Raw genomic sequence first — 11592 nt, forward strand, 5'->3', positions numbered from 1 at the left:
CGCACCAGGCGCACCGCGCGCTCTCGGACTTCCGGGGAAAACTTGCTTGGCTTCTTGTTCATGGCTCCATTCTCTCAAGAGTTGGAGCCTCCACAAAACTCGGGGCGGTTCACAACCGCCAATTACAGGGCGGCAATGTGCAGCGGTCCGTGACGTTCGCTTGCCTGCGCTCGCGCATCAACGTAGCACGACACTTTGCACACGCCGACAGTAATTCTGCTGACGGCGAACTCGAACAGGCGCCCAGGAAATTCGCTCGTTCCTTCCCGGAGGCAATGCTTTAATCGAGATCAGCCAACCGAATCGCGCGCAACGAATCCGGCACGCACTTGTCTCGCTCTTTTCTCACCGCCAGATAAATCGCGGAAAAACAGTTGACAGAGCACCCAATCACGCTATAATTAATGTCTTTCGCGATGCAACAAGCGAAACGTGCCCAGGTGGCGGAATTGGTAGACGCACTAGGTTCAGGTCCTAGCGGTGGCAACACCGTGGAGGTTCGAGTCCTCTCCTGGGCACCATCAGATGTTCCGGCATAAGCCGCAGTAGTTCGAAGAACCCCGTAAGACCTTGGTCTGACGGGGTTTTTTGTTTGCGCGGACGACCACTCTATTCCACTGGCGTCGACGATTTTTGCGTACCGCACGTGCGGCCCACCGGCCCCCAAACCGATGGACGACTGGCGGATTATGAATCCCGCACTGACGATGTGGCCACCGCTTCAACGTAGGCCGAGGCCCGGTCCGCGGCTCGCCGTCGTCCACAAGACAGCGGCGATCTACGTTGACAGAAACACCGATAGGTCCGGAGCCTCTCGCCTGTATCTTCGAGGACTTGAGGTACTCGGCTGCTGAAGTTCGCCCTCATCAAAGCTCGAACCGAACCGATAGCGTTTTGCCATCGAATCGCAAGCCGCGCGCCCAATGTTTATTTGAGGTTGCACTGCGCCTGCATATAAAGTCAGCATAACGGCACCCAGCATCCGAGGCCCGGCGGCACTGCCGGAAAGCCCCCATCCCGAACGCCTCGCACATGGCAAGCGCATTCCGGCTGGAGTTCCCGTGGCTAATCAACTCAAGAAAATCGACCACATCGTCTATCTGATGCTGGAGAATCGATCGTTCGATCACATACTCGGCTTCCTGTACACCGACCGCGGGAACCAATCGCCCACGGCCAGCCTTTCGACGGCCTGACGGGCAACGAATCGAGTCCCGATGATCTCGGCCATCCAGTCGCGCAATCGCGAAACTGTCGAGCAAGCCCGCCTGCTCGTCTGGTCGACGCGCTGCCCGCCGCCCCGCCGTGGCCGCACGGCTGCGCTGCCTGCCGAGCGTCAGTTCTTTCGCTTTCCTGACGATCGATCCGGCCACGGCCGATCCACTGCGTGAGCCGCCGCACTGCGGCCGCACGAACGCCGCACGCCGGTCAAGCAGACGCGTCGCGCTTGGCCGCCAGCAGTTGCAGGCTCTCGTCGACGCTTAGCTCCGACAGCGCATCCGCGCGCAATACCGTATCCGCCGCGCGCCGCAATACCCGCAGCACGTTCGGCTTCAGGCGCACACACACGAGCCGCCAGCCACGCGCCTCGCATTCGGCGGCAAAAGTCTTCAGCGCCTCGATCGTCGTGCCGTCGACATCAGGCGACTCCTCCAGGCTCAGCATCACGGTCTGCATGCCCGGCTGCGCGCCGCGCGCGAGCTGCCGCACCATGTTCAGCACACGCTCGGCGTTCGCGAAGAAGAGTTGCGCCTCCGGCCGCACGATCAGCACGCCGGGCACCAGTTTCGCATCCGGATGAATCGACGCGTCGACGAAATCGTGGCTGTCGCGCAGCCGTCCGAGCACGCTCACTTTCGGTTCGGACAATTGCTTGAGCGTCAGCAGCAAGCTCACGCCGATCGCGGCAAGCAGCCCGTGCAGCACGCCGAGCACGATCACGGCGCCGAGCGTGGCGATCACGACGAGCCGGTCGCGGCGCCAGATCCAATACGGCCGGAACACGTCCGGATGCAGCGAATGACTGACCGCGAAGATCACGATCGCGGCAAGCACCGGCTCCGGAATTCGCGCGAGCTGCGGCAGCAGCAGCCAGACGATCAGCGCGATCACGGCCGCCGCGATCAGGCTCGCCATTTTCGATTGCGCCCCCGCTGCCTCGTTCGCCGACGTCGCCGAATAGCCTGCACCAACAGGCATCCCGTGCAGTAGCCCCGAGACGAGGTTCGCGCAGCCGAGCGCGACGAGATCGCGGTTCGGCGACACCGCATCGCCATGCTTCAGCGCGAAGTTGCGAATCGCGCCATACGATTCCGCGTACAGAATCAACATCAGCGCGACACCCAGCTCGGCCGTCTGCATCCACGCAGTGCGGCTCAACGGCGGCAGCCCGAATGCGAAGTTCTGCAGATCGATCGTCCCGACCACCGCGATCCCGTAGCGGTGCCAGTCGATCCAGTAGCCGGCCGCGATGCCGAGCACGATCACCACCAGCGTCGCCGGCACGCGCGAGCGCCGCCCGAGCACGAACAGAATCGCGAGCGCCGCCGCGCCGAGCGCCGCGCTATAAGAGTTGCAATGCGGCAGCCCAGAGAGCAAATCGATCGCGACGCGTGGCGTATCGCTATGCGCGACGTGCAACCCGAGAATCTTCGGCAATTGCTTGATGACGATCGTGAGCGCAAGGCCGAACGTAAAGCCGCGCAGCACCGGCCGTGCGATGAAATCCGACATCCCGCCCAGGCGGGCCGTACCCGCGGCGATGAAGATCACGCCCGTAGTCGCAACGAGCGCGGCCGCCATCAGCAGCGGCGTGGCGTGCGGCCCCGCGTCGGAAACCACGGTTGCCGCAAGCACGACGGCCGACGACGACGTCGCCGACACGATCGCGAAGCGACTGCTGCCGACGAGCGCATACACGACGAGCCCGACGAGCAGCGCGATCAGCCCCGCCTGCGGCGGCAGGCTCGCGAGCCCTGCATACGCGACCGCTTCGGGAATCAGCAGGCCCGCGATCGACAGCCCGGCGAGCACGTCACGCGCAGCGCGCTCGCCGCGCGGCGCGGGCGGCGTGTCGAGCGCGGCGAAATGCGCGGCTTGTTGCGGTGCTGCGTCGGGGCCGCTCGAATGGCTATCCATGCTGTTGTCTTGCCTATCGAAAACGCCATGCGTCAACGCGCCGCCGCAACCACGCCGGACCAGCCGGGCAAATAACGCGCTTCCTGCGTGTGCGCGTAGCCGAGCGCCGCTTCGAGCGCCTTTGCGAAATCCCTGCGGATCTGCGCAGCCGGAATCTTCAGGCGCAGAAAGTCGGCCCACAGGAATTCGCTGAACGGCGTCGCGTCCTTCGCGTAACCGCCCGCCGTGCGCAACTCGCCCGCAAGGCTTCGGAAAGGATCGTCCTTCAGGCCGACGAGCGATTTGGGCAGCTTCGAATAGTCATGACGCGCACCGTTCGCGCCGAACGGATGTACCCATTGGTTGTGCTCCATCATCCGCCAGAAGATCGTCTCGTCGAGCCACGACAAATCCTTTAACAGCATCGCCTTGACCTCGGTCACGCCTTCCTCGATGAGCGCGAGGCCGAGGTGATGGTGATCGACGATGAAGTATTCACCGCCCGGCCCGAGCACGGCCGGAAACCAGTGCGAATCGATCGCGGCCTTGCGCACCTTCTTGCCGAGTGACTTCCAATGCTTGCGCTTGGCCTTGACCTCGCGATAGCCGACCGTAAGCTGCGTGGGCCGCAGCGCGTCGAGCTTCACCGGAATCAAAGGGGTGTCCTTGCCGATCGTCATGACGTTCGCTCCCGAAAACGATTTCGGCAACGATACATGGGATCGGCGCGTGCGTTAATACGGCATTGCACGGGATCTGCGAATCTGCGCATCGATCACCGAGCGCGCGCCGAATTCGCCCATGCGTGCGGCCGGCCGGTGTACCGCGGCGGCGTGATCGAACGCGATGCGCGGGCCTTCGGGCCGAGCGGCAAAAGCCACGTTAGCGGCCATCCATGGCGAGATCGGCGCGCTCGAGCCGATGGCGAACATACGACACTTCGCGCGGCGCGCCAGCGCTCGTCGCACCAAGCCCAGGCGCCGCGCGGCCTGCATATGCCGGCTCGCGCACGATGCTCACGCGCCGCATTCCGAGCTTGCGCGCCACACTCAGCGACGCGTGGTTTTCGGCGGCGATGTCCGCGACGATCCTCGGCAGCCGCACCGTCCCGAATGCATGCGCGACGACGCGCCGCGCGGCCTCGCTGGCGATCCCGCGCCCCCAAGCGGCGCGCACGAGCCGCCAGCCGATCTCGACGTCGCGCCCGAGCGCCGCATCATCCGGAATCAGCAGCACCCAGCCGACGAACTGCGCGGGCCGCGCTTTCTCGAAGATCGACCAATAGCCGAGCCCCGGCGGATACGCACGCATGATCCGATGTTCGACGAAGCGGCGATGCTCGACAGGATCGCTCCAAGGCCCGGCGATATAGCGGGTGACGTCCGGATCGCGATCCATCGCGATACATGCATCGAGATCGGCCAGCGCACGCGGGCGCAGCCACAGGCGTCCGGTTTCAAGCGTCGGCAGCAGCAAACGAGGTTCCATGGATAGCAGGGCTGTTTGTCAATGTAAGCACTTGGAAGCATTGCGACGCAAACACGTTAGCACCGCCGCCTTGCGCCGTCACGGGCCTCCAAGGCTGCGTCGATTGCGTTCGCCACGGCTTGCTGCCTAGGGATTAATCCGGATCGGCGTCATGCCAGCAGTCAAGCGCGCGATGAGCGGCGTACACTCCGGTTGACCGTTCGCGCGCGGCGCCAGCCGGGCGGTGCAAACGAGCCAAGGCGCTTCCATCTCGCGAGGAGACTGTCGCCATGAGCTGGACCCGGGAGCAACGCAACGTCACGATCGCCGCCTATCTCGGCTGGACCCTCGACGCATTCGACTTCTTTCTGATGGTCTTCGTGTTGAAGGATATCGCCGCCGAATTCAACACGAAAATTCCCGCCGTCGCATTCGCCGTCACGCTGACGCTGGCCGCGCGCCCGGTCGGCGCGCTGATCTTCGGCCGGCTCGCGGACCGCTTCGGCCGCCGCCCGACGCTGATGATCAACATCGCGTGCTACTCGCTGCTCGAGTTGGCCTCCGGCTTCGCGCCGAGCCTGGCCGCGCTGCTCGTGATGCGCGCGCTGTTCGGCGTCGCGATGGGCGGCGAATGGGGCGTCGGCTCGGCGCTGACGATGGAAACAGTCCCGACGCACGCGCGCGGCTTCGTCTCGGGCCTGCTGCAAGCCGGCTATCCAAGCGGCTATCTGCTCGCGTCGGTCGTCTTCGGCCTTTTCTACCAGTACATCGGCTGGCGCGGGATGTTCATGGTCGGCGTGCTGCCCGCGTTCCTGGTGCTCTACGTTCGCGCGAAAGTGCCCGAATCGCCAGCTTGGCGGCAGATGGAAAAGCGCCCCCGCCCAGGGCTCGTCGCCACGCTCAAGCAGAACTGGAAGCTGTCGATCTACGCGATCGTGCTGATGACCGCGTTCAACTTCTTCTCGCACGGCACTCAGGATCTGTATCCGACGTTCCTGCGCGAGCAGCATCATTTCGATCCGCACACTGTTTCGTGGATTCTGATCGTGCTGAATGTGGGTGCGATCGTCGGCGGGCTGACATTTGGATCGTTATCCGAAAAAATCGGCCGCCGCCGCACGATCTGCATCGCCGCGTTGATCGCGCTGCCGGTGTTGCCGTTATGGGCGTTTTCCAGTGGCCCGCTGCTGCTCGCAGCCGGCGCGTTCCTGATGCAAATCTCGGTGCAGGGCGCGTGGGGCGTGATCCCGGTCCATCTGAACGAGATTTCCCCAGACGAAATTCGCGCGACGTTCCCCGGCTTCGTCTATCAGTTCGGCAATCTGCTCGCATCCGGCAACGCGACAATGCAGGCGCAGTTCGCCGTCGATCACGGCAACAACTACGGCCTCGCGCTCGCTACCGTGGCCGGTACGGTTGCCGTGGTGATCGCCGTGCTGATCCTGTTCAGCCGGGAACGGCGCGGCATCGACATGACGCAGGCCGCCACCGCGGCGCCGGCGGCCAGATAGCCGTTCGTGCGGCGGCGCATCATCGCGCAAACGCCATCCGCGCGGCGCGCCGCGAATGATCCGTGCGGCAGCACACCGGACGCTAGAGGACTTTATCGACAAAGAGTGCTTGCCGCCTCCCCGCCCTGCTTCTTATCTTATCGGCAAACGGCCGTTTCAATTACAGATTTGAATCGCTTGTTCGCGTACCGGGAAACCGGCAAGGGAGGCGGAACATGGCAGTTCGACAAACCAGCCGGCAATCCGGCGGGACGAAGGCGCGCATCCTCGATGCAGCCGAAGATCTTTTCATCAAGCATGGCTACGAAGCGATGTCGATGCGGCAAATCACGTCGCGTGCGGCGGTGAATCTAGCTGCGGTCAACTATCACTTCGGCAGCAAGGAAGCACTGATCCACGCGATGCTGTCGCGGCGGCTGGATCAACTCAACGACGAGCGGCTGCTCATTCTCGATCGCTTCGATGAGCAACTCGGCGCGAATGTCACCTGCGAGCACATACTGGGCGCGATGTTCATTCCGGCGCTGCATGCATCGCGCGATCCGCAACGCGGCGGCCGCGCGCTGTTGAGGCTCATCGGCCGCGCGTACACCGATTCGTCGGCGTTCGTTCGCAATTTTCTGACCGCTCACTACGCGCCCGTCGCCGGCCGCTTCTTCGATGCGTTCCAGCGCACGCTGCCGAATCTGCCACGCGCCGAGCTTGGCTGGCGGCTGCACTACGCGATCGGCGCACTCGCCGGCGCGCTCGCGGGAACGGAAACCGAAAGCCTGATCGACGAATTCACGCAAGGCCGCACGCTGAACGACGTGCAAATGATCGCGCGGCTGGCGTCGTTGATTGTCGCGGTGCTGAAAGCGCCGATGCCGGGCAAAGAAGAGTTCGCGGTTTTCGAATTGGTGCTCTCGAGTCTCTCGTCCGACAGCCGGCTCAGCGCCGCGCAAGCGGCCACCGAGCCGCCGGCTGCAAGCAGCGAGCCGATGATCGCCGCGCCGTTGCCCGAAACGCCGCCGGCATCGCCGGCAATGGCACCGGCATCGGCGCCCGCACATGCATGCGCTGACGAACCGGCTTCGTCCACCGCGTCCACGCCGTTCGCCGACCCGGTTGTCCACGACGCCGACGCGCACGAGATTCAGGCAAGCTGACGCCGCGGCCAATCGCGGCACGCAGGGCGCGGGCGGCGGCGCCGGACACGGCCGCCCCCCGCCCGTGCATCGCCGCCGGTTCCGCGACGATGATTAGAAAACCCCAGGAGACAAGCGATGACCGCCTCTGTTGCGTCCACGTCGACCCATGCGCCCAATACGGACGGCCGCTGGTATGCGTCGTACCTCGCCGGCGTGCCGCATGAAATCGACATCACGCAATACGATTCCCTTGTTCAGTACTTCGACGAATGCACGACGCGCTACGCGCAGCGCATCGCATACATCAGCGCCGGCGCGCGGCTGAGCTATGCCGCGCTCGCGCGCAAGGCCGACGCATTCGCGTCGTATCTGCAGAGCATCGGCGTGAAGCCGGGCGAGCGCGTCGCGATCATGCTGCCGAACTCGTTTCAGTATCCCGTCACGCTGTTCGGCGCGTTGAAGGCGGGCGCGATCGTCGTCAACGTCAACCCGCTTTACACGGCGCGCGAGCTTGCGCATCAGCTCAAGGACAGCGGCGCGCGAACCATCGTCGTCTTCGAGAATTTCGCGAAGACGCTGCAGGAGGCGATGCCGGGAACCCAAATCGAGCGCATCGTGATAACCGCGCTCGGCGATCTGCTCGCCGACGGCCTCAATCCGAAAGGACGGCTGATCAATTTCGTGCTCAAGCACGTCAAAAAGCTGGTGCCTGCCTATCAATTGCCGAATGCCGTGCGCCTGCGCGCGGCGCTTGCGGCGGGCGCGCGCCGTCCGGCCACGCCAGTGGCGATCAAACGCGACGACCTCGCGTTTCTGCAATACACAGGCGGCACGACGGGCGTCGCGAAAGGCGCGATGCTCACGCACTCGAACCTGATCGCGAACCTGCTCCAAGCCAAGGCATGGGTCGAGGGCCAACTGCTGGGCGACGTCGAGACGGTGCTCACGCCGCTGCCGCTTTATCACATCTATTCGCTGACGGTCAACGCGCTGATCTTCCTCGGCCTGGGCGGGCGCAACATCCTGGTCGCCAACCCGCGCGACACGAAGACGATGATGAAGATCCTGCGTCACGAGACATTTACCGGCATCACCGGCATCAACACGCTGTACAACGCGTTTCTCGACGACGAGGAATTCCGCCGGCGCGACTTCTCGAAACTCAAGCTCGCGATGGCGGGCGGAATGGCCATGCAGCGCGCCGTCGCCGAGCGCTTCGAAGCGGTGACCGGCTGCCCGATCGTCGAAGGCTACGGGCTCACCGAGTGCTCGCCGATCGTCACGATGAACCTGTACGACGCCAAACAAAAACGCGCGTTCAGCGGTACGATCGGACTGCCCGCGCCGTCGACGCTCGTGCGCTTTCGGAAAGATGACGGCACGTGGGCAAACGTCGGCGAACCGGGCGAGCTATGCGTGCAAGGGCCGCAGGTCATGCGCGGCTACTGGCAGCGTCCGGACGAAACCGCGAAGGTGCTCGACGCCGACGGCTGGCTCGCCACAGGCGACATCGGCGTGATGGACGAACAGGGCTTCATCCGCCTGATCGATCGCAAGAAAGACATGATTCTCGTATCGGGCTTCAACGTCTATCCGAACGAGATCGAGGAAGTACTCGCCGCGCACCCCGGCATCCGCGAGGCGGCGGCGATCGGCATTCCCGACCCGTCGCGCGGCGAACTCATCAAGGTATTCGTCGTGCCGCGCGACGCGTCGCTGAGCGCCGACGACGTGCTCGCGTATTGCCGCAAAAACCTGACGGGCTACAAGATGCCGAAGCTCGTCGAATTCCGCAACGAACTGCCGCAATCCAACGTCGGTAAAACGTTGCACCGCGTGCTGCGCGACGAGGAACTGGCCAAGCGCGCGTCCAGCGGCCCAGCCGATCGCGGATGAGGCCGCCCGGCAAGCGGAAACGGCGCGCGCCCACTCGAGCTTTGGCTGCGGCGTCCTCGCCCCGCAATGTGCCGTTCGAAGCCCGAAGGCCGGCCCTCGGGCTTGGAGCGGCTTGGCTCAAAAAAGCTAACGGATATCCATGAAGAAACTCAATGATTACCGCATCGGCTGCGCGCCAACGCATCGGCCGCGATCGCCGTGGCCGCGGGTTGCACGAACTGCGCAAATTGCGCGGCTCGGCGCGAGCGTCGCGGCGTTCGGCACGCTGTGGCTGGGCTCGCCGGGCGACGGCCTTCGGCCCGCGCAAGCCCAGCCACACGAAACACGCGAAACGGCCGCGGCACCGGCCGCCGCCGAAGCCGGCGCGGCCGCGGCCCTGCCTCCCGAGTTGGCGAAGTTGGCAACGCTGCCCGCCAGCCAGCAGGCGCGCGGGTTGCGCACCGCCGCACGCCAAGGCAGGCTCGAGAAACTCGACGACGCGACGCTCACCGCGCTGTTCCAGTCGCTCGATCCGCAAGCCGTGCCGGACTACGTCACGGCGGGGCCGATCGGCTATCCGTCATACGAATTTACGATGCTGCGGCAGGAACGCATCAGCGGCAAATGGTCGGACAAGCCCGATCACATGCTTGTCAAGGTGACGCGCGAGCCGTTGCGCGTCTATGCGAAATGGTTGCCGGACGGCGCGCACGGCGGCCAGGAAGTGATCTATGATTCGACCAAGCGCGCCGACGAGATGTATGGGCATCTCGGCGGGCTGCTCGGCAAGCTGCCGATGTGGACGGCGCTCGACGGCTCGCTCGCCCGCGCGCAATCGAATCATCAGGTGCGCGATCTCGGCACCGAATTCATCGCGAATCTTTATCTGAGCGAAGCGCGAAAATATCGTGACGCGGGCGTGCAAAAGCCCACGCGCATCGAGACAAAAACGATCGGCGGCGTGCGCGTCACCACCTTCACCTACGAAACACCGGGCCGCCCGCAGTTTTATGCAAAACGGGCGACGCTCGGCCTCGATCTGCGGCAGCCGTATTTCCGTACCGTCGAATCGTATGACAACGACGGGCAAATATTCGAGCGCGTGATATTCGAGAAAATCACCCCGAAATCACTCGACGATTCCGCATTTGATCCCAAAAATCCGGACTATAAATTTTGAACAGCGCATTGCGTTGCCCACCCTGCCATCGATCAATGATAAAAGCGTGCGTGTGGGGCGCGCTGCAAACGGTGCGGGCCCGAGGTACGCTTTTGCCGGCCGATACCGCGCACCGGCGGCTCAACACGGCATGTCGGCCGGCGGCGAACGCCGTGGCCGGCCCCGCCTGCGGCTCAATCGTCGTCGTGATGATGCCGCTTGCGCCAGTGCTTGTGGTAATGCTCCCAGCGCCCGTGATCGTCGTCGTCATCGCCGCGCCAGTAGCCGCCGTATGCCGGATACGCGACGACAGCGGGCTGCGGCGCGACGTAGACCGGCGCAGCCGGCAGGCCGAGCCCGATCGACAGATCCACGCCACCCGCCGACGCGCCCGCCGACGCACCCAGCGCGACGCTCGCCAGCAGCGTCATGGTCAGCTTTTTTTTCATGTTGTCACCTCGGTTCGCCGGCGTCGGCCGGCTCGATGCCAGTACTCTAGCGAGCCCGGACGTCAACAGGTGCAACGGATGTACGAGCGCTGTAACGCAACGTAACGAAATTGTGTCCGAGGCCGCCGAAACGCGCGTTAGCCGATCGGCTGCGTCGCACAAGCGGGCCGAACCGTCTATAGTGGGTAACGGTTGGACACAAACGCTCGCGCGCGCATCGCCTTCGAACAGGGTAAAATCCCGCCATACACTGTGAAAACTCGCATGCAGCGAAACGCATAACTCTTATTTAACGCCGGCATCTGCCGCTTTTGAATGGCCAATCCTGCAGAATCCCATCCGCAAAACGATTTCATCAATGCCGCGCGCAAGGAACGCAAGCGCGTCGAAATTTATCTTGTCAACGGCATTCGCCTGACGGGGTGCATTGAATCGTTCGATCAGTACTTGGTGATGCTGCGCACGCCCGTCGGCCTGCAAGGCATCTATAAACGCGCGATCTCGACGATCCAGCTCGATACGGGCGGCTCCCGCCCAGGCGGGCCGCGCGGCCCGCGCACGGGCGGCGGCCATGGCGGCGGAGGCGGCCACGGCGGCGGCCGGCCTGGCGGGCGCGAAGGCGGCGGCCATGGCCCTTACGGTTCGCACGGCGGCCATCGCGAGCAGCGCGGCGACAGTTTCTACTCCCGCGAACCACGCGAGCCCCGCGAACCACGCGAACCACGCGATTACGGCATGCCGCGCGAGCCGCAAGAAGGTGTGACGACTCCGTCCACATCGGAGCGCAATACGAGCGGCCCCGTGATCGTCACGCGCCGCCGGCGTTCGCTCGGCCCGACCGACGGGCAATAAGCGCTGATCGAGCCCCGTCGCGCTGAAAAAAA

General features: G+C 64.4%; 10 protein-coding genes, 1 tRNA gene and 1 pseudogene. 8 read left to right on the plus strand and 4 right to left on the minus strand.

The genetic code is table 11. The annotated features are described in order from the left end of the window. The 3 genes and pseudogenes from WS68_RS29200 to WS68_RS27070 all read left to right on the plus strand — a co-directional run. Positions 1-284 (plus strand): hypothetical protein (locus WS68_RS29200; protein WP_231753118.1); only part of this gene is annotated, 284 nt, incomplete at its 5' end. A gap of 150 nt (positions 285-434) precedes the next feature. Continuing rightward, a tRNA-Leu gene (locus WS68_RS24715) sits at positions 435-521 on the plus strand. A gap of 540 nt (positions 522-1061) precedes the next feature. Next, positions 1062-1306 (plus strand): annotated as a pseudogene (locus WS68_RS27070) (alkaline phosphatase family protein); the annotation flags it as partial. Positions 1307-1428: 122 nt separating this feature from the next. Here the strand turns inward: WS68_RS27070 and WS68_RS24720 are convergent. The 3 genes from WS68_RS24720 to WS68_RS24730 form a co-directional block, all read right to left on the minus strand. Continuing rightward, a complete protein-coding gene (locus WS68_RS24720; protein ID WP_059573353.1) occupies positions 1429-3138 on the minus strand; it encodes a SulP family inorganic anion transporter in 1710 nt (569 codons plus the stop codon). Between the two features lie 32 nt (positions 3139-3170). Beyond that, positions 3171-3797, minus strand: a complete 627-nt coding sequence (locus WS68_RS24725) for a ParB-like protein (protein WP_059573430.1) — start codon at positions 3795-3797, stop codon at positions 3171-3173. A 202-nt stretch (positions 3798-3999) separates the two neighbouring features. After that, the gene (locus WS68_RS24730) at positions 4000-4605 is read right to left on the minus strand and encodes a GNAT family N-acetyltransferase (RefSeq protein ID WP_082710293.1); all 606 of its coding nucleotides are present in this window, start codon (positions 4603-4605) and stop codon (positions 4000-4002) included. Between the two features lie 269 nt (positions 4606-4874). Between WS68_RS24730 and WS68_RS24735 the strand changes: the two genes are divergently transcribed. The 4 genes from WS68_RS24735 to WS68_RS24750 all read left to right on the plus strand — a co-directional run bounded on the left by WS68_RS24735 (position 4875) and on the right by WS68_RS24750 (position 10280). Beyond that, complete coding sequence (locus WS68_RS24735; protein WP_059573354.1) at positions 4875-6095, plus strand: MFS transporter; 1221 nt, start codon at positions 4875-4877, stop codon at positions 6093-6095. Positions 6096-6310: 215 nt separating this feature from the next. Beyond that, positions 6311-7243: a TetR/AcrR family transcriptional regulator gene (locus tag WS68_RS24740; protein WP_059573355.1), complete on the plus strand. Its 933-nt coding sequence runs from the start codon at positions 6311-6313 to the stop codon at positions 7241-7243. A 117-nt stretch (positions 7244-7360) separates the two neighbouring features. Further along, positions 7361-9121, plus strand: a complete 1761-nt coding sequence (locus tag WS68_RS24745) for an AMP-binding protein (protein ID WP_059573356.1) — start codon at positions 7361-7363, stop codon at positions 9119-9121. Positions 9122-9260: 139 nt separating this feature from the next. Beyond that, positions 9261-10280: a DUF1571 domain-containing protein gene (locus tag WS68_RS24750; protein WP_197419678.1), complete on the plus strand. Its 1020-nt coding sequence runs from the start codon at positions 9261-9263 to the stop codon at positions 10278-10280. A 173-nt stretch (positions 10281-10453) separates the two neighbouring features. Here WS68_RS24750 and WS68_RS24755 read toward each other — a convergent pair whose 3' ends face one another. After that, positions 10454-10708 carry a hypothetical protein gene (locus WS68_RS24755; protein ID WP_059573357.1) on the minus strand — a complete coding sequence of 85 codons (255 nt, stop codon included), beginning with the start codon at positions 10706-10708 and terminating at the stop codon, positions 10454-10456. A gap of 315 nt (positions 10709-11023) precedes the next feature. Here WS68_RS24755 and hfq point away from each other — a divergent pair, with 315 nt between their 5' ends. Beyond that, positions 11024-11560 carry an RNA chaperone Hfq gene (gene hfq / locus WS68_RS24760; RefSeq protein WP_059573358.1) on the plus strand — a complete coding sequence of 179 codons (537 nt, stop codon included), beginning with the start codon at positions 11024-11026 and terminating at the stop codon, positions 11558-11560. Positions 11561-11592 lie beyond the last annotated feature (32 nt).

This window comes from Burkholderia sp. TSV86, assembly GCF_001522865.1.
In the GTDB taxonomy this organism is placed as follows: Bacteria; Pseudomonadota; Gammaproteobacteria; order Burkholderiales; family Burkholderiaceae; genus Burkholderia.